The sequence below is a fragment of the Bradyrhizobium quebecense genome, assembly GCF_013373795.3.
Taxonomy (GTDB): Bacteria; Pseudomonadota; Alphaproteobacteria; order Rhizobiales; family Xanthobacteraceae; genus Bradyrhizobium; species Bradyrhizobium quebecense.
Map to the genome: position 1 here is coordinate 5,567,752 of NZ_CP088022.1, position 19,258 is coordinate 5,587,009.

13 protein-coding genes and 2 pseudogenes are annotated in these 19,258 nt (G+C 63.9%); 8 read left to right on the forward strand and 7 right to left on the reverse strand.

Annotated features, from left to right (window positions below; translation table 11 throughout):
• Window positions 1-346 precede the first annotated feature (346 nt).
• From HU230_RS26870 to HU230_RS26895, 6 genes are all read left to right on the forward strand, one after another.
• Window positions 347-2,317: an AMP-binding protein gene (locus HU230_RS26870; RefSeq protein ID WP_176534844.1), complete on the forward strand. Its 1,971-nt coding sequence runs from the start codon at window positions 347-349 to the stop codon at window positions 2,315-2,317.
• On the forward strand, window positions 2,314-3,099 hold the full coding sequence (locus tag HU230_RS26875) for an ABC transporter ATP-binding protein (RefSeq protein WP_176529133.1): 786 nt from the start codon (window positions 2,314-2,316) through the stop codon (window positions 3,097-3,099). Before HU230_RS26870 ends, HU230_RS26875 begins: the two co-directional genes overlap by 4 nt.
• Window positions 3,100-3,108: 9 nt before the next feature.
• Entirely contained in the window at window positions 3,109-4,038 is a 930-nt protein-coding gene (locus tag HU230_RS26880; RefSeq protein ID WP_084518351.1) for a branched-chain amino acid ABC transporter permease, read from the forward strand.
• Window positions 4,039-4,053: 15 nt separating this feature from the next.
• A complete protein-coding gene (locus HU230_RS26885) occupies window positions 4,054-5,181 on the forward strand; it encodes a branched-chain amino acid ABC transporter permease (RefSeq protein WP_176529132.1) in 1,128 nt (375 codons plus the stop codon).
• A 224-nt stretch (window positions 5,182-5,405) separates the two neighbouring features.
• Window positions 5,406-6,602 (forward strand): ABC transporter substrate-binding protein, encoded by a 1,197-nt coding sequence (locus tag HU230_RS26890; protein WP_420840897.1) that lies wholly within the window; start codon window positions 5,406-5,408, stop codon window positions 6,600-6,602.
• Between the two features lie 66 nt (window positions 6,603-6,668).
• A complete protein-coding gene (locus tag HU230_RS26895; protein WP_176529131.1) occupies window positions 6,669-7,511 on the forward strand; it encodes an ABC transporter ATP-binding protein in 843 nt (280 codons plus the stop codon).
• Between the two features lie 136 nt (window positions 7,512-7,647).
• On the opposite strand, the gene HU230_RS26900 is transcribed toward HU230_RS26895, so the two are convergent.
• From HU230_RS26900 to HU230_RS26915, 4 genes are all read right to left on the reverse strand, one after another.
• A complete protein-coding gene (locus HU230_RS26900) occupies window positions 7,648-8,298 on the reverse strand; it encodes a glutathione S-transferase family protein (protein ID WP_176529130.1) in 651 nt (216 codons plus the stop codon).
• A 4-nt stretch (window positions 8,299-8,302) separates the two neighbouring features.
• Window positions 8,303-9,046 carry an SDR family NAD(P)-dependent oxidoreductase gene (locus HU230_RS26905; RefSeq protein ID WP_176529129.1) on the reverse strand — a complete coding sequence of 248 codons (744 nt, stop codon included), beginning with the start codon at window positions 9,044-9,046 and terminating at the stop codon, window positions 8,303-8,305.
• Between the two features lie 64 nt (window positions 9,047-9,110).
• Window positions 9,111-10,307 (reverse strand): CaiB/BaiF CoA transferase family protein, encoded by a 1,197-nt coding sequence (locus HU230_RS26910; RefSeq protein WP_176529128.1) that lies wholly within the window; start codon window positions 10,305-10,307, stop codon window positions 9,111-9,113.
• A 120-nt stretch (window positions 10,308-10,427) separates the two neighbouring features.
• The gene (locus tag HU230_RS26915; protein WP_176529127.1) at window positions 10,428-11,300 is read right to left on the reverse strand and encodes a helix-turn-helix domain-containing protein; all 873 of its coding nucleotides are present in this window, start codon (window positions 11,298-11,300) and stop codon (window positions 10,428-10,430) included.
• Between the two features lie 186 nt (window positions 11,301-11,486).
• Between HU230_RS26915 and HU230_RS26920 the strand changes: the two genes are divergently transcribed.
• The gene (locus HU230_RS26920; RefSeq protein WP_176529126.1) at window positions 11,487-12,053 is read left to right on the forward strand and encodes a TetR/AcrR family transcriptional regulator; all 567 of its coding nucleotides are present in this window, start codon (window positions 11,487-11,489) and stop codon (window positions 12,051-12,053) included.
• Between the two features lie 51 nt (window positions 12,054-12,104).
• Window positions 12,105-12,834: pseudogene (locus HU230_RS26925) on the forward strand (SDR family oxidoreductase).
• A 33-nt stretch (window positions 12,835-12,867) separates the two neighbouring features.
• On the opposite strand, the gene HU230_RS26930 reads toward HU230_RS26925, so the two are convergent.
• The 3 genes and pseudogenes from HU230_RS26930 to HU230_RS44385 all read right to left on the reverse strand — a co-directional run bounded on the left by HU230_RS26930 (window position 12,868) and on the right by HU230_RS44385 (window position 19,004).
• Window positions 12,868-13,620 (reverse strand): hypothetical protein, encoded by a 753-nt coding sequence (locus HU230_RS26930; protein ID WP_176529125.1) that lies wholly within the window; start codon window positions 13,618-13,620, stop codon window positions 12,868-12,870.
• Between the two features lie 116 nt (window positions 13,621-13,736).
• On the reverse strand, window positions 13,737-14,315 hold the full coding sequence (locus tag HU230_RS26935; protein WP_176529124.1) for an invasion associated locus B family protein: 579 nt from the start codon (window positions 14,313-14,315) through the stop codon (window positions 13,737-13,739).
• Window positions 14,312-19,004: pseudogene (locus HU230_RS44385) on the reverse strand (beta strand repeat-containing protein). The gene HU230_RS26935 and the pseudogene HU230_RS44385 overlap by 4 nt, the downstream one beginning before the upstream one ends.
• Window positions 19,005-19,258: the final 254 nt, after the last annotated feature.

Below are 19,258 nucleotides of genomic sequence, written 5' to 3' on the forward strand. Positions count from 1 at the left end.
CCTGGGGCTCGCAGATCGAACGACGGAGAATCCGCTCTCGCGCTCAGGCCGCCAAACGTGAGGCTTGCCGGGCATTGGGATTACCCCCTCTGAGCCGATCAGCGTCCGCTTGCTGGCAGAAACTTCTTTGATTGGTTTGGCCGTAAGATCAGCTTCGGGAATTGGCGGCCAGTCCGCATCCCCGAAGCGTGGCCCCGCGGAAGATCTAGCAATCTGGGACTTGTAGGGCTCTCGATCCGCTGTCATGCTGGAGCATGCGGAACTCGCATGGCTGCCACCCAAAAAAGGGCGGCATCACCATAAGCAGGGGCGAACCAACGCACCGGTTTTTGGGATCGAGACCGACATGGCCGGCGGCGGATCGTTTGACACGTTCCCCAAATTGCTGCTGCGAAATGCTTCGCGGTTTGGCACGCGTCCGGCGTTTCGTCATAAGGATCGTGGCATCTGGCAAACCTGGACTTGGGCCGAAGTTGCCGAGATCGTGCGCGCCTATGCCGCGGGCTTGCATCGGCTTGGTTTGCGGCAGGGTGAGATAATCGCGGTCGTCGGCTCCAATCGGCCGAAGCTTTACTGGACCATGATGGCAGCGCAGACGCTGCGCGCGATTCCTGTTCCGGTTTACTCGGATGCGGTGGCCGACGAACTTGCTTTTGTGCTCGCTCACGCGGAGGTGAAGCTCGTCGCAGCGCAAGACCAGGAGCAGGTCGACAAGGTCTTGTCTGTGGCCGACCGGCTGCTGCAACTCGACAAGATTGTCTATGACGAGCCGCGCGGCCTTGATGGCTATGATGACGGTCGACTGATCGCAATCGGCGATGTCATCGAAGACGGCCGCGCAGCGCTTGCGGCCGACATGGCGCTTGGCGAACGGATCGATGAATACGTTCAGGCGGGCAACGGTTCGGACATCGCAGTCATCCTCTACACCTCGGGAACGACCGGCGCGCCGAAGGGTGTCATGCTGTCGGCGCGAGGCTGCATCGATGCTGCGACCGACACCACGCGGTTCGACAGACTGACCGACAGTGACGTAGTGCTCGCCTATCTGCCGCTGGCCTGGGCCGGCGATCATTACGTCAGCTACGTGCAAGGCCTCGTGGCCGGATTCTGCATGGCGTGTCCCGAGAGCGGCGACACGATTGAGCAGGATCGGCGTGAGATCGGACCAACCTTCTACTTAGCCCCACCGCGCGGTTTCGAGGCCATGCTGACGCGGCTGATGGTCCGGATGGAGGACGCAGCGCCGCTCAAGCGGCGATTGTTCAGCTACTTTCTAGACGTCGCGCGGCGGTATGGCGAGCAAGTCTTGACGGGACGTCCGGTGCCGCTGTCAGGCCGATTGCTCTATGCGCTCGGGCGCTGGCTGGTCTACGAGCCTCTCAAGAACGTTCTTGGCCTGTCTCTGGTGCGCGTTGCATACACTGGAGGCGAAGCGATCGGTCCGGAACTGTTCGCGTTCTACCGCTCGATCGGACTGAATCTGAAACAGCTCTACGGCCAGACCGAAGCGTTCCTTTATGTAACGTGCCAGCCGGATGGCGAGATCTACTCGGATACGGTTGGTCCGCGGGCGCCCAATGTTGACATTCGCATTGCGGAATCGGGCGAAGTGCAGTTTCGATCACCCGGCATGTTCCTCGGATATTTCAAGGATCAGGCAAAGACCGCGGAAGCCATGACGTCCGACGGATACGTCAGGACTGGTGATGCGGGCTTTTTTGACGAGAAGACCGGGCATCTGAAGATCATCGACCGCGCCAAGGACGTCGGTCGGCTGGCGGACGGCACGATGTTTGCCCCGAAATATCTCGAGAACAGACTGAAGTTCTATCCCAATATCAAGGAAGCGGTCACTTTCGGTGACTCCCGAGATTTTGTTTGCGCGATGCTCAACATCGACCCCGTCGCCGTCGCAAATTGGGCGGAACGCAACAACGTTGCCTACGGGTCATATCAGGAACTGGCCGGGCATCCGCTGGTCTACGACATGGTGGCGAAAGACGTTGCCGAGGTGAACCGCTCGCTTGCCAAGGAAACGGTGCTGGCGGGCGCGCAGGTTCGCCGCTTCCTCATCCTGCACAAGGAGCTCGACGCGGATGACGGTGAGTTGACCCGCACGCAGAAGGTGCGCCGCCGGTTCATTGCCGAGCGCTATGCGCCGCTGGTCACGGCCCTCTACAACGGCTCGCAGGAAGCCGACATTTCCACCGAGGTCACGTTGGAGGATGGTCGCAAAGGTACGATCGCGGCACGGGTCAAGGTTCGCGACATGCAAGTCATCGGTCCGGCAGAATCGCTGGGAAGAGCAGCATGAGAGCGCCGGACACCAACGAAATCCTGCTGCAGGTCGAGGGCGTGGCACTGGCCTTCGGCGGCGTCAAGGCGCTGCGCGACGTTTCGTTCAACGTCAGAAGGGGTGAAATTCGAGCCATCATCGGCCCCAACGGCGCCGGCAAGACCTCGATGCTGAACGTCGTCAACGGTTTCTATCACCCCAATCATGGCGCCATCACCTTCAAGGGGCGCACCCGGGCCAGAATGCAGCCTTTCGAGGCGGCGCGCGGCGGCATCGCACGCACCTTTCAGAATGTCGCCCTGTTCAAGGGCATGAGCGCGCTCGACAACATCATGGCAGGCCGCAGCCTGAAGGTGCGGCGGGGGCTGTTGTGGCAGGTGCTGCGTTATGGCCCTGCCCTCGCAGAGGAGGTCGAGCATCGGAGCAAGGTCGAGGAGATCATCGACTTTCTGGAGATCGAGACAATCCGCAAGGTACCGGTTGGGCGTTTGCCATACGGCTTGCAGAAGCGTGTCGAACTCGGTCGCGCTCTGGCGATGGAGCCCGACCTTCTTCTCCTCGACGAGCCGATGGCAGGCATGAACCTCGAGGAGAAGGAAGACATGTCGCGGTTCATCATTGATGTGAACAACCATTACGGCACGACAATCGCCCTGATCGAGCACGACATGGCCGTGGTGATGGATCTGTCGGATCGCGTAGCGGTGCTTGATCACGGCGTAAAGATCGCCGACGGCACGCCTGATGAAGTGAAGAAAAGTCAAGCCGTCATCGACGCATATCTTGGCGTCGCGCATTGAGGTGCGTCCATGATCGCACTGGGTCAGTTTCTCGAGGTCCTTATCGGTGGATTGATGTCCGGCGTACTCTATTCGCTGGTCGCGCTCGGCTTCGTGCTGATCTTCAAGGCATCTGGCGTATTCAATTATGCCCAGGGAGCAATGGTATTGCTCGCGGGATTGGCGCTGGTTCGCTCCCTCGACCTCCTGGTCGCCAACGGCTTTCCGCTTTGGGTCGCGGTCGTCCTCGCTGTCGGCTTTGCCGCCGTGATCATGGCGGCAACGGCCTGGCTCATCGAGCGGTTCGTGATCGGACCTCTTGTCAACCAGGACGGCCTGACGCTGTTCATGTCGACGATCGGCGTGACATTCGTCATCGAGGGCGCCGCGGAGATGATCTTCGGATCGGATGTCTACCCGTTGCGTCTGTTCCCGACCGATGCCTGGTTCTTGTTTGAAGGCCTGTTCCCGGGTGGCATTCTGGTCAACAAGCTGGATGTCTGGGGCGCATTGATCGCAGGCATCCTGGTCGCCGGCCTCGCAATTTTCTTTCAGCGTACCAAGACCGGCCGCGCACTCAGGGCCGTGGCCGACGACCATTTGGCCGCGCATTCAGTCGGTATCCCGATCAGCTGGATCTGGTTCGTCGTCTGGCTTGCCGCCGGCCTCGTTGCGCTGGTCGCGGCGACCGTATGGGGGACCAAGCTCGGCGTGCAGTTCTCCATCACTTTTCTCGCGCTGAAGGCGCTGCCGGTTCTGATCATTGGAGGCCTCACCTCGATTCCGGGAGCCATCGTCGGCGGGCTCATCGTGGGGGCGGGCGAGAAGCTTGCCGAGGCGTATCTGGGGCCATCCATCGGTGGCGGTATCGAATATTGGTTTGCGTTTGTGCTGGCGTTGGCGGTGCTGCTCGTGCGGCCGCAGGGGCTGTTCGGCGAGCGGATCATCGAACGTATCTGAAACAAGGAGTTCGTCGTGCTTTATCGCGAGGCCGGCCAGTTCAAGACGAGCTACGCAGAGGACATGGCGATCTTTCCGATCCGCCAGGACCGTATTGCGCTCGCCGTCCTGCTCGCGATCGCTTTCGTTGGCGTGCCGCTGTTGGCCACCTTCCGTATCTGGCCGTTCAGCACCGACTATCTGTTGTGGGCGATCTTGCTGCCGTTCCTTATCCTTGCGCTCGCCGCCATCGGCACGAACATACTTGTCGGCTATTGCGGCCAGATTTCGCTCGGCAGCGGCGCGTTCATGGCCATCGGCGCCTATTCCGCCTACAAGCTGGCGACAGGCGTCCATATCCCGCTTGCCTGGCTTGGCTTCGCGATCTCGATGCCGCCGTTGCCCGTGCTGGCATCCATTCTGCTCGGTGGGTTCATGGCGGCGGGTGCCGGAATCCTGTTCGGCATTCCCAGTTTGCGGATCAAGGGTCTCTACCTGGCGGTCGCAACGCTCGCCGCGCAGTTCTTCTTCGATTGGGCGTTCCTGCGAATTCCGTGGTTCACCAACTACGCCCCGTCGGGATCGGTCAATGCACCGGCACTGGATTTCTTCGGCATGGTCGTTCGCACGCCGGTCGAGCGCTACCTGCTGTGCCTGCTCTTCGTGACCGTGATGGCGGTGCTGGCGAAGAATCTCGTTCGCGGCAATCTCGGCAGGCAGTGGATGGCGATCCGCGACATGGATATCGCCGCTGAACTGATCGGTATCCGGCCGCTCTATGCCAAGCTCACGGCCTTCGCAGTCTCTTCATTCATCATCGGGGTGGCGGGTGCGCTCTGGGCGTTCGTCTACCTCGGTTCATGGGAGCCGCTTGCGTTCTCGATCGACCGCTCGCTGGAACTTCTGTTCATGGTCATCATCGGCGGGCTTGGATCGATCATGGGTTCGTTCATCGGGGCGGCTTTCATCCTCATCGTGCCGATCATGCTGAATGTGATTCCGACCGAACTCGGCCTGCCACTGTCGACACAAACAATCACGCACCTCCAGTTCATCACCTTCGGATCTTTGATCTGTTATCTGCTGATCAAGGAACCCCATGGCTTCGCCCGGCTGATATCGATCGGCAAGGAGAAGCTCAGACTTTGGCCGTTTCCCTATTGAAAGAGCGATCGCAACGCGGATGGCGGCCGCTGACAACGAAAAGGAAGGAAGCACCGCGGACGGGAAAGAGGGATTCTAAGGAGGAGGATATCAATATGGCAAGTATTGCACGCAGTTTACTGATACTAGCGACCGCCTTGGCCGGCGCGGCGTTTGGCCCACCGGCCGCAGCGCAAAACGAGCAGTTCATTCCAATTCTGTCCTACCGGACTGGACCGTACGCCGTGAACGGCGCGCCCTACGCAAACGGCGTTGCCGACTACTACAACCTGATCAACGAGCGCGACGGCGGCATCAACGGCGTCAAGCTTCTGGTCGAGGAGTGCGAAACCGCCTACGCGACCGACAAAGGCGTCGAGTGCTATGAGCGTCTCAAGAGCAAGGGTCCAACCGGCGCGGCCTTCATCAATCCGCTGTCGACCGGCATCACCTTCGCGCTCACCGAAAAGACCGCGACCGACAAGATCCCGATCATCACGATGGGGTACGGCCGTGCCGATTCCAAGAACGGCGCGGTGTTCCCGTACAACTTCCCGCTGCTCGGCACCTACTGGTCCGCGGCGGATATCGCGATCCAGCACGTCGCCAAGGAGCTCGGCGGGTTCGACAAGCTGAAAGGCAGGAAGATTTCGCTGCTGTATCACGACAGCCCGTATGGCAAGGAGCCGATTCCGATGCTGCAGGTGCTGGCGCAGAAATACGGCTTTGAGTTCACGCCGATACCGGTCACGCACCCCGGTGTCGAGCAGAAATCGCAATGGCTGGCGATCCGCCAGAATCGGCCGGACTATGTCCTGGTCTGGGGCTGGGGCGTCATGAACAGCACGGCAATCAAGGAAGCGGCGGCCGTCGCCTATCCGCGCGACAAGATGATCGGTGTTTGGTGGTCGGGCGCAGAGCCGGATGTGACGCCGGCAGGTGATCAGGCCGCCGGCTACAAGTCGCTGATGCTTCAGCATGGTGCAGGAAAATATCCCGCGCACACGGACATAGAGAAGTACGTCTACGCCAAGGGCAAGGGTTCGACGGAACCTGGCAAGATCGGTGAAGTTCTCTACAACCGCGGCATGACGAATGCCATGCTCGGCGTGGAGGCGATCCGCAAGGCGCAGGAAAAGTTCGGCAAGAAACCGCTGACGGGCGAGCAGGTCCGTTGGGGGCTTGAGAACCTCATCCTCACCGATGCACGTATCAAGGAACTCGGCTTTGAGGGGATGTTGAAGCCGGTCAGCATTTCCTGCTCCGACCACGAGGGCGCGCGCTACGGGCGCGTCCAGCAATGGGATGGCAAGGGTTGGAAAGTGATCTCCGACTGGTACACGGCTGACGAATCGCTCATCGAGCCGCTCGTCGCCGATGTGTCCGCGAAGTATGCCGCGGAGAAGAAGATCAAGCCGCGCGACTGCGCGAAAGAAACCTGAGCCCGTGCAAGTGATCCGGGAGGCAGGTTTGCCTGCTTCCCGGATCCCCAGTTTGGAGGTCTGCGCGTGTCAATCGCCAAGGTCGTCACCGCTGCGACGGAAGCGGCAGCTCTGATTCTATCGGTCAACAATATCGAGGTTGTCTACGATCACGTCATCCTCGTGTTGAAGGGCGTCTCGCTGGAGGTCCCGCGAGGCGGCATTGTCGCGCTTCTCGGCGCAAACGGCGCCGGCAAGACGACGACGCTGAAGGCGATCTCCAATCTGCTGCACGCCGAGCGCGGCGAGGTCACCAAAGGTTCGATCCTGTTCAACGGCGTCGAGGTGAAGTCCCTGTCGCCAAACGACGTGGTGCGACGCGGCTGCATTCAGGTGATGGAGGGGCGGCGCGCCTTCCCTCATCTTACGGTCGAGGAGAATCTCCTGACCGGCGCCTTTACGCGGACGGATGGCAAGTTCGCGATCACGCAGGACCTTGAACGGGTCTACGCCTATTTCCCCCGTCTCAGGGAGCGGCGCGGCTCCACTGCCGGCTATACGTCGGGCGGCGAACAGCAGATGTGCGTGATCGGGCGCGCGCTGATGTCGCGCCCGAAGATGATCCTGCTCGACGAACCTTCGATGGGGCTCGCGCCGCAGATCGTCGAGGAGATCTTCGAGATCGTGAAGGATCTCAACGTCAAGGAAGGTGTTTCGTTTCTTCTCGCCGAGCAGAACACCAATATGGCGCTCAGATATGCGAGCCACGGCTACATCCTCGAGAACGGCCGCGTGGTGATGGATGGCGAAGCGCGCGCCCTCGCCGCCAACGAGGACGTCAAGGAGTTCTATCTTGGCATCGCCGGCGACAAGCGAAAATCATATCGCGACGTGAAGCACTACAAGCGGCGCAAGCGTTGGCTCGCTTAGAGCGGCCGGGGATCCTGGTCCGCTCATGACCCTTCTGCGACCTCGTGCGAGGCGTGCTTCCGCCGCTGTGGGGGGGGCGAGCGGACATCAGTCAGCCAGCCGCCCTATGAGTACACGCCCCAGGCTCTGACGCGTGTCACCGATCAGACTTCACGGTGTTTACCGCGACGCTTTCCTTATAGGCCGGCCGCGCCGTGACGCGGTCGAGATAGGGCGTCGCAACGTCGCAGACCCCGACGCCATAGTCGATCGCCCATACCAGGCAAGTCGCGAGCAGGATATCCGCGCTGGTGAATTGATCGCCCATCAGATATTGGCGGCCGTCCGACAGGGCGACTTCGACATGGCGGAGCTGCTGGCGGAAATACTCGGCCGCTTTCACGACCACATCCGGCGCATGGCCGTAGATATGGGCGAGGCCTTGGACGCCATGGCGGCGCATCACGTAGAGGCTGGTCGAGTCCAGTTCCGCGACGATGAAGAAGCACCATTCCAGCCATCGTGCGAAATCGCGCTCCTCGACGGGAACGAGCGAAACATTCGGGTTGGAGTAGTGGCGCGCCAGATAGGCGACGATGGCGGCACTCTCCCCGATCGTGAAGTCGCCATCCTGCAGCAGGGGAATCTTCTGCCGCGGATTGAGCAGCGTGTATTCAGGTGTCTTGGTCTCGCCGGAGCGCGGCAGGATCGGCTTGCAGTGATAGTCCAGCCCCAATTCGTGCAATGCCCAATGGGCCCGAATCGTCCGCGATGTTCCCACCCCCCATAGCGTCAGCGTCTCCGGCATGACGTCACCATTTCTCGACGGAGGGACGCAGATCGAGTTCATGGCTCCATCCGTCGCGGCTTTGCTGGTGCACGAACCAGTAAGCCTCCGCGATCGAGGATGTCCGGGTCAGCGTGTCAGGCGGGATCTCCGATGCTTCGACCCCCGTGGCGGCCTTCATCCGCTGGTGAATGGCCGGGCTGTCGACACCGGCATCGATCAGGAGATGCGCGACATGGATGTTCTTCGGTCCGAGCTCGCGCGCCATCGCCTGGGCAACCGCGCGCAGGCCGAACTTGGCGGATGCGAATGCCGCAAAGCCGCTGCTGCCGCGCACGCTCGCGGTCGCGCCGGTGAACAGCATGGTGCCGCGGCCATGCCGCAGCATGTGCCGGGTCGCCTCGCGTCCGACCAGGAAGCCGGCGAAGCAGGCGAGCTCCCAGGCCTTGAAGAACAGTTTTTCGCTGGTCTCATGCAGCTCCTTCTTGACGTTCGAGCCGGCATTGAACAGGCAGACCTCGATCGGCCCGATCTCGCGCTCGACCCGCTCGCAAAGTTCCTGCACCTCGGTCTCGCGCCGCGCGTCGACACTGAGCGCATGCACCCGGCTTCCGGCGCCGGTCAGCTCCTCCACCAAGGCGCTCGATTTCGCCGCATCACGCCGCGCGATGCAGACGGTGTAGCCGCCGGCGGCGAAGCGCCGCGCCACTGCGGCGCCGATCGCATCGCCCGCGCCAACCAGCAAGGCAGTCTTGTTTGTCTCGGCCATAGGACATCTCCCACCGACGGCGGTTGTTCGGTTCAGCAATTGTGACGTTGCGCGGCGCGGTCGCTCAGACCGCGCGCACGGCCTTTTGCTCGATCATCTCTGCGATGGCAGCATCGCCATAGCCGAGGTCGGACAGCACCTGCCTGGTGTGCTGGCCGATGCGCGGCGCCGGGCCGCCGATCGCGGCGCTATCCACGTCGAAACGCGCAGCAGGCTTGGGCTGCCGCACCGTGCCGACCCCGGGCTGCTCGAGCTCGGCGATCAGCTCGCGCGCGACCACCTGCTCGTTGGCGATGATCTCGCCGCGCCGCAGGATCGGCGCGCAGGGCACATCGGCCGCATCGAGCCGGGCGAGCCATTCGGCGGTGGTGTGCCTGCCGATATAGTCCTGCATCCTGTTGATGCGCGCCGTTGCATTGACCGAGCGCGAAGCCGGCGTGGCGAAGCGCGCATCGTTGGCGAGCTCCGGATCACCGGTGGCCTTGCAGAAGCCCTGCCATTCGGAATCGGATATCGTCCCGCAGGTAAGATAACCGTCCGAGGTCTGGAACACGAGATCGGGCCGGTCGTTCGGATCGGCCGTCGCCTGCTCGCGGCCGACCACCGTGTATTGCATCATGCCTTCCGGCCAGAGATAGGCGATCATCGCGTCGAGCATCGCCACCTGGATATGCTGGCCGCTGCCGGATTTTTCCCGCGCATAGAGCGCCGCCGTGATCGCCTGCGCGGCATAGACCGCCGTCGTCTTGTCGGCCACGATGGTGCGGATCATCTGCGGACGGTTGGTCACCGGCTGCGCCTGTATATCGCAGAAGCCCGACAGGGCCTGCACGATCGGATCATAGACGCGCTTCTTGGCGTAAGGCCCGTCTTCGCCGACACCGCTGATCGAGACATAGATCAACCGCGGGTTGTTCTTGCGCACCTCGTCCGGACCGAGCCCGAGACGTTCCATCGTGCCGGGCCGGAAATTCTGCACCAGCACGTCGGACTGCAGGACCAGCTTGCCCAGCACGTCCCGGCCGGCGGCGGTTTTCATGTCGATCGAGAGCGAACGCTTGCCGCGGTTCGACGAGATGAACAGCGCCGAGAACTCGCCGGTCTTGTCGACATTGGCCCGGCTGCGGCGGGTGATGTCGCCGCCGATCGGTTCGACCTTCAGGACATCCGCGCCCTGATCGGCCAGAAACATCGTCGCGAACGGGCCCGAAACGACACCGGTCAGATCAAGTACGCGAACTCCCGCCAATGGCCCTGGCATGCTTTGCTTCCTTCTCCAATGCGCGGTCGCGACCAAACCCTGAGCGCAACTTCGGCATACGCTGGACCGTGCGCCGGCGCTTGCGGGAAAGCGCCTCGACTTGCAAAAAAGCGCCGAAACTCACGCCCGTCCCTGTTGCCGGAACACCGACGGGCTGACACCCGTGACTTGCCTGAACGTCGACGAGAAATGCTGGGCGTGGCTGAACCCCGACGCCAGCGCGATGCTGGTCAGGCTCTCATCGGTGTCGCTGAGGCGACGCTTGGCCACCTCAATGCGCAGGCCGAGCACATAGCGATGCGGGCTGGTGCCCATGCTCTCCTGGAACGCGCGCAGGAAATGCCGCTTGCTCAGGCCGGCAACATCTGACAGTGCCGACAACGAGATCGTCTCGCCAAGATTGGCCCGGACGAACGCCTCGATCCTCCGCAGCTTGAGCGCCGGCAAACCGCCGCGGCTCGGCGCTTTTGCCGGTTCCGCGCCGCGCGACAGCCGCGCCATATGGGCCAGCGCCTGGCTGGCCCAGCCTTCGGCGAACAGATCGAACAGATTGTCCGGCGTGGTCGCTTCCAGGCAAAGTTCGGAGAGACCGCGACAGAGCTGGTCATGGCCGAACGCAATCGCGGGCGTTTCGATCAAGCCATTGAGACGGCTCTGCACGAATTTTGGGTCGAGGAAGACGACGACATAGTCGAACGCCGGCCCGACCGACCACTCGCCCTCGATCTCGGTACCGGCGGGAAACAGCGCGAGATTGGCCGCCCTGGAGAATTCATATTCGACCGGACGGCCGTTGATCGTGGCCTGCAACCGCGAGCAGCCGTTGCGGAACCAGAACAACGTCAGTTCGGGCTGGCGGAAATGCCAGTTCATCCGCGGCCGCGAGGTCCGGCTGAGCAGCTCGACTCTGATCGGCTCCGACCGCGCGATGACGGACGACACAAGCTCACCGCCGACCTTGCGGACAAACCGCTCCGGACGCGCTTCCTCCATGGGACATCTCCTCCGCGTTTGGCACGGATGGTAAGTTCCAAATCAGAATTGACGATCCGGAGCCGGAAATCCAGCCCTTTGATGGCTGATCGCCAAGATGTTAGTGGGCAGGCTTGGAGGTCAGCGCACGCGACCGTGATGTCAGCCATTCTTGACTGATCATTCCAAATCCGTCATTTCCAAGCAATGGCAAGACCGAAGGAATTCATTGCGGAAGAGGCGCTCGATGCCGCGATCGGCGTGTTCCGCGAGCACGGCTATGAGGGCACGTCGGCGGAAATGCTGGTACGGAGGCTCGGCATCGGCCGGCAAAGCCTTTACGACACGTTCGGCGACAAGTGGCAGTTGTATGTTGCCGCGGTCCAGCGCTATGCCGCCCGGGAGACCGAGGCACATTTGTCAGCCCTGGCAAGCGAGCAGCGCGCGCTCGACGGTCTTCGCGCCATGGTCGAGCGCGTGGTGGATGACGCGGCGGAGGCGTGTCTTGGCGTCAATTCGATCTGCGAATTTGGTACCGGCAAGCCGGAACTCGGTGCTATTCGTGAGAGCTCCGGACGCGCGCTGACCAAGGCCATCGTGGCGCGAATCCGTGAGGCTCAGGCGCAGGGCGACGTGGCGGCCGAAATCGACCCGTCGAGCGCGACCGAATTCCTCTACGCATCCTTTGCCGGGATCAGGGTCGCCGCCCGCGGTGGCGCCGGCCACCGGCGATTGCGATCACTCGGACAGTTGGCGTTGCGCGCGCTCGCATGATTTTTTTAGCCTATTATGGAATGAACATTCCAATAAACAGGAGATACGGAAATGATCGACACAACATCGGAGAGACCACGTGCCGCCCTCATATTCGGTGGCTCGCGGGGGATCGGCGCCGCGATTGCCAAGCGCCTTGCGGAGGAGAGGTTCTCGGTCGCCCTCACCTATGTGAGCAGGCCCGACAAGGCACGCGAGGTGTGCGATGGGATTTCCGGGGCCGGAGGCAAGGCAGTCGCGGTCCACGCCGACAGCGGCGATCCGGCGCGCCGTGGCAGAGGCCACCGATCAGCTCGGACTGCTTGATGTCGTGGTCATCAATGCGGGCGTGCTTCGTCTCGGATCGATCGAGTCATTCAATCCCGACGATCTCGATCTGCTGCTCAATGTGAACATTCGCGGCGTGTTCCTGGCGATGCAGGCCTCCACGGCCGCCATGCGTGACGGCGGGCGGATCATCACGATCGGAAGCAACACGGCCATCAGGACCGGCGCCGCCGGCGGCAGCGCCTATGCGATGACGAAGGCGGCGGTCGCTTCACTCGTGAAGACTGCGGCACTCGACCTGGCCCCGCGGCAAATCACGGTTAACAATCTGCAGCCGGGACCGACGGCCACGGACATGACCGCCGGCATGGCCGATTGGCTGAAGGAGAGGATTCCGTTGCGCCGCCTGAACAGTCCAGACGACGTCGCGTCGGCGGTCTGCTTTCTGGCTGGCACCGGCGCCAGCCTGATCACGGGCACCAGCATCACCATCGACGGCGGCTACGTTCTCTGATCGGGCGGCGTCATGTATGCGAGAGCGGCTGCGTTAGCCGGCGACCCGGAGCGCGGTGACCGCGACGCAGGCGTTGCCGAACGGAATCAGCACCACCTGCGCGCCGTTCGGCAGCGCGATCGTCGCGAGATCACCGAGCGTGCCGTTCTGCCCGTTGAGCTTGGCGAGCTCCGCAGCAACCGTCGGGCAGCTTTCCGCGCTTGGCGTCACCCGCACCAGATTGCCCTCGCAGGACGACCCGACCGGCGCGGCGAACACGATGCCGGCGGCACGCTGGGCAGCGCTGCCCTGGGGCGCCTGGTTTGGCGCGAGCGCGACCAGCGACTGCACCGAATGCGAATTTCCGGCCTTGGCATCCCACTGCGACTGCGCGGTGTAGTTGGAGTTGGTCGCGAGACCGCGGCCGAGCGTTCCGAACAGATTGGCGCAGGTCGCGATATTGCCCTGCCGCGCATGCTCGTCGAACACGGTCGGCTGCTGCCCCGCCTGCTGGGGCGGAACGGATGCGGCGGCCGCCGGTGGCGTCTGCGCCTCCTGCGGACGCTGTTTGTGCGGCTGCGGCTTCGCAGCGGCTGCAGGCTTCTTGACCGGCGCGGGCGTCCCCCCTTGCTGCAGCGGCATCGGCTGCGCCTGGGTAGGCTGCTGGGCATATCCGACGACGCCGGCCGCACTGAGCGCCGCCACGACGACCGCCGCGGAAATCAGGATGGGGGTCTTCAGTCGCATCGGCGTTTTCATCTTCTCGTCCTGCAGCTCGATGCGGATCTCCGAATGCCGGGTCCGCATGCCTCTCCTGGAGCCTCTTCCGTTCCGATTGAATCGGAACGGCGCTCTGGATTTTTTGTGTTGACACGCATTCTTCACGCGAACCGGCATCCACTTCGCTCGAAAACGCTGTTGGATCATTTCAATTTCGCCAGCACGCCGGACAGTCCATCGAGCGGCGCCTCCAGCACGACCGGCCCGCCTTGCGGCAGCGGATAGGACACCAGGCACGGCGTCGCCGCGCGGATGTGCCGCCTCAGCACATTGCCGATCGCGATCGTGGCAAAGCAGAAACTGGCGTCGCAGCGATCGGTCTGCGCGACGATCCGATCGGGACTATCGCCCATTGCAAGCTCGATCTGCGCGCCGACGCCGGCGGCCGCGGGAATCCGCATCGCCATCAGCGGCTTGCCGTCGGCGGTCGCAATCAGCGACCAGTTGAAGGCGACCGCGCCCTGCGCGTTGACGATCGATTGCGTGATGTTGCAGACGCGGCGCTTCGATTTCAGGCTCTCGTCGCAGATCAAGGTCCAGTTCTTGAACGGCTGGATCATCCGCCTGAACTCGCCGAGCGTCTCGCCTTCCGGCACCACGACGTCCGATGGCTTCACGGCATAGGCGGGTGGCGGCGCAGGCTGCGCGGTCGCGCTTGCCGCCTCCGCCAGCCAGATCGCCAAAGCCAGACACGCCAGCCGCCTCGTCGACGTCAGGGTCAATTGAGCGTCAGGCTCACGCCGGCGCTGACGCCCCAGTCGCTGCCGGCGGTGGTCGCCGCCAAATTGCTGCGCAGCCGGCTGTTCTCGCTGGTATAACCGATGCCGAAGGCGAGCGCGCCCTGGCTGCGCCAGACGCCGCCGCCGGCCGATGCGCTGATCTTGCCGGGCCGGTCGTCATAGCGCAGCGATGCCGCGGCCATGCCGATCGCGGCGGCGCGCCATGCGTCCTGCCGCACCTCGCCGATCTGACCATTGAGCTGCTGGAATGCGCTGTTGAGCTGGTTGACGTTGACCGCATCGGTGCCGGCGACACCCGCCGCCACGTTGCTGATGGTGACCGGCCCGGTGCTGCCACTGTTCAGCGTCACCTTGTTGGTGGTATTCCCTGAGGCATCGGTGTCGTAGCGGATCGAGCCGCTGGAAACCGCCTGGAGCTGGCTGACATTGACCGCATCGGTCGCAGCCGAGCCGGCGGCAACATTGGTGACGCGGCGTTCGGCCCCGGACGAGCCGACCGACACTTCGCCGGTCGCAACCCCGGCGACGCTCTTGCCGACGACGGGCGTATAGGCCGCATCGCTCAGATTGGCCGTGGTGGTCGAGTTCGCGCCGAGCGCCAGCGAATTGGCCGAAGTCGCCTTGGCGCCGGCGCCGATCGCGACCGAGTTGGCGCCCGACGCGGCCGAGCCGTTGCCCATCGACACTGCGTTCGCGCCGCTTGCGACCGATTGCGGTCCGATCGCGACGCTCTCCGCGCCGGTGGCGGACGAATCCGCCGCGGTGGAGTTGGCGTGGAAATACTTGATGCCGCCGCTGCCGGTCGAGATGTTGTTGACCGTGGTATAGAGAGCGTCGAGCGAGGTGTTGGTGGCCCAGAGCTGCGAGCCGTTGATCGCGTCCGTCGAGGTCGCGCTGATCTGGCCCGCGGCGACGTTGGTGACGGTGCGTTCCGCCCCGGCGCTGCCGACGCTGACGGTCGAGGTCGGCGCCGTGCCGGCGAAGGCGTAGGTGGTGCCGCCGATCGTGGTGCCGGTGGTCTTGACCACCGTTGAGGTGGTCGAATTGGCGCCGAGCGCGACGTCGCCGGCCTGCGCCGTCGCCTTGGCGTTCGGGCCGAGCGCAACGCTGGTCGGGTTGGTGGTCTGGGATCCGGCGCCGATCGACACCGACTGGATGCCGCTGGCCTGCGCATTGGTTCCGAACGCGATCGAGTCGGCGAAGTTGGACACCGAATTCTGGCCGATCGCAATGCCGCCGGGCGCGGTCTGCTGCACGGTTGCGCCAAACCCCATGCCGATGCCGTTGTCGCCATTGACCACGGTCTGCGGCCCCACCGCGACCGAGTTGTTGCCGACCGCGAGCGAGTCGGCGAGCGTCGAATTGGCGTGGAAGTATTTCGTCGTCGTGGTCGCGAACGACGACAGTGCGCCGGTCAGCTGCCGCACGGTGACGGCGTCGCTCGACTGCGTGCCGTCGGCGACATTGGTGATCTGGCGATAGCTCGTCGCATTGCCGACCGACACCGCGCCGAGCAGCGCGAGATCGGTGGTGTTGTAGGGGATGATGGTGCCGCCGATCGTGCCGGAAGCCGGCGCGATCGCGCGGTTGGAGATCGATCCCGAGCCGATCGCAACGCCATCGGCGACCGTGGCCTGGGTGTTGAAGCCCAGCGCGGTGGAATTCGCCGCCGTTGCCGACGCGGCGATGCCGGCGGCCATCGAATTCGCACCGGTCGCACCGTTGTTGGTGTAGTTCGCCAGCTGGGTGCCGCCGTCGTTGACGCTATAATAATGTGTCAGGCCGTTGCTGACGACGGTCGAGAGACTGTCGATCGCCGAAGTGGCGGCAAACAGCTGCGAACCGTTGATCGCATCCGTCGAGCCGTTGCTGACCCGCCCCGCCGCGACATTGGTGATGGTGCGCTCGGCGCCGAGCGCACCGACGCTGACGGTCGAGGTCGCCGTCGTACCGGCGAAGCTATAGGTGGTGCCGTTGATCACCGTGTTCGGCGTGTTGACCGCCGTGGTGGTCTGGCTGCCCGAGCCGAGCGCGACGTCGTTGGCATTCGCGGCGTTCGCGCCGTTGCCGATCGACACCGAGCCGCTGCCGGTCGCGGTCGACACCGGCCCGATCGCGACCGAATTTATCCCAACCGGAGACGAATCGGCCAATGTCGAATTGGCATGGAAATACTTGATGCCGCCGCCGGTGTTGATGTTGTTGACGGTGGTGGCGAGGCCGTCGACCGCCTGGTCGGTCGCAAACAGCTGCGACCCGTTGACCGCATCCGTCGACCCGTTGTTGAGCCGCCCGGCCGCGACATTGGTGATGGTGCGCTCGGCGCCGACCGCGCCGACGCTGACGGTCGAGCCCGGCGTCGCGCCGGCGAAGCTGTAAGTGATGCCGTTGATCACCGTGTTTGGCGTGCCGACTGCCACAGCGGTGACGCTGCCGGACCCGAGCGCGACATCGCCGGATTTTGCCGCCGCCGTTGCGCCGTCACCCAGCGCGACATTGCCCGCAAGACCGGCTGCGCCCGCCGTGGAGCCGTTGCCCAGCGCCACGGACCCCTGACCGATCGCCTTATTGTTGTTGCCGATCGCGACGGCGCCGGCGGCCTGATTGGCGGCGGTGGCGCTTGCGGTGCCGTCACTGTTGGCGATGTTGTTTGCACCGCCGGTGAAGGCGCCGGTGCCGCTGGCGTAGCTCGGATCGCCGATCGCCACGGCGCCGTCGCCGTAAGCGACGTTGCCGGCGCCGATGGCGACAGCCTTGCCGCCTGTTGCGTACGCGTTGGTGCCGATGGCGACCGCGTCGGCGACGTCCGCTTGCGCGCTTGTGCCCACCGCGATGGCATTGGAGCCACCCGCAAAGGAACTATTTCCCAGCGCGGTCGCGCCCCCCCGACCCTCCGTTCAGCGCGCCGTTCGTTACGGCGTTAAAGCCTAAGGCGACGTCGTTCGTGGCAGTAGCCAATGCGTTCGAGCCGACGGCGGTCGCGCTCACTCCCGAAGCGATTGCGACGTGGCCGATCGCCGTGGCGTCGACTTGGGATGCTCTCACATCTGTGCCGACGGCGATGGCGTTCTGTGCACTGGCGCCTGCCCCGACACTGCGCGAGCCGATATAGATGGAGTTAATCCCGGACGAGGTCGCCGAGGAGCCGAGCGCCACGGCACCCTGCGCGCCGGCGGTGGTTACAGCGCCGATGCCGAGCGCGGTGCTGCCGATTCCGCCGGCGCTGGCACTGACGCCGGCCGCGAGAGAATTGTTTCCTATCGCATTCGCTCCAGACCCGAACGAGGAGGCGTTTATGCCGCTGGCAACGGCTGTGTTGCCAACCGCAGTGCTGGCGGCGGCACTCGCATTTGAGGAAGTGCCGATCGCCAGCGAACTTGTGCCGGCGGCACTGGCTCCAACGCCGGTCGCGATCGAACTGATGCCGGCGGATGCCGCATTGTTGCCGAGCGCGATGCCGCCCGTCGCTGCATTGTTGACGATTGCGCCCGATCCGATCGCGACCGAGCCGCCGGTGCTCAGCGCCTGTGCCTGATTGCCCAAGGCAACAGCGAAATCCGCTGACGCCTTGGCGAGGTTGCCGGCGGCCAACGAACTGATGCCCGACGCGGCCGACTGGATGCCAAAGGCGGCGGCGTTGGAGCCGCTGGCATTGGCGAGGTATCCCACGGCTGCGGTCCCTACCGCGGAAGCGGTCGCCCCGTTACCGACTGCGGTCGCCTGGTTTGCCGACGCCGTGGCCGACGTGCCGAAAGCGCTGGCTCCTGTCCCCGTCGCTGAAGCGCTTGGGCCGACACTGGTTGACCAAGCCCCCGTTGCGGTGGAACCGGTGCCAAGCGCAACAGCCTCGAACGTGAAGCCGGCAGGCGCGGTCCCGCTGGCATTGGCATTCGTGCCGATGGCGATCGGAGACCCGCCGCCGGCTCCGGCGTTTGCTTTGGAGCTGACCCCGATTGCCGTACCCGAACCATTTAGCGATGAGGCAGCGGAGGATAATCCGATCGCGATCGAGGCACCACCAGAGGCGCTCGCCGTCGAGCCCAGCGCCAAGGCACCCACTCCATTTGCAGTGGTGTTGACGCCGAAGGATGAGGATCCGTCACCGGTGGAATGCGCGTTCCCACCTATGGCGAGAGCATTGGTGCCGGTCGCATTCGCAAACACACCCATACCGATCGCATTGAGGCCGTTCACAGAGTTGGAATAGCCCACGATGATCGAACCATCGCCGGTCGCGCTGTTCGAATCGCCTATCGCCAGGGAGTTCTGGCCATTCGCATTGGTATTAGCGCCAATGGCGGTTGCGGTGGCCCCGGCAGCGTGGGCGCCGCAACCAATAGCCGTGCTGCCTGCCGTTGCAGCGGTGGGATTGGTGCAGTTGGCGGGGTTGCTCAAAACACCGTTGCCGATCGCAACCTGCGCGAACGCCGCCTGCGGGATCATGATCCCCATGACGACGAGCAGCGCGCCGACCGCTCCGCCAGCGCCGAGCGAACCAAGCCCCAGCCGATCGCGCTTCACGCCGAGCCTGCGATGCGCCTGTCGCAGCACCGCGATCAGCCGGCGCCGCAGCGAACGGCTGCCCGCATCGCCCGAGGCGACCCAGCTCCGGACGAAGCCGGTGCGGCCTTGACGCTTCAGCGATTCGGTTGAGTTGCGTGCGACAACCATGGTGCGCCCCCTTTGTGACATCTGGTCCAGACGTCGGGGGTGCCATGCCGCGGACTGTGCCGACATGCGTGTCCCTTGGGACCACATGTGGAGATATGAGGACCGCGCAACCTGCGCCGGCCTTCCGGTCCTGGCCAACGATGTGTCGAACTCAACGAGCGCATCTTGCCACCCAGCGCTCGCTCGACTGCCCCATCAATGTGCCCCGAGTCGTCATATCAAAAATGATAGACACATATTTGACAACGTCACTC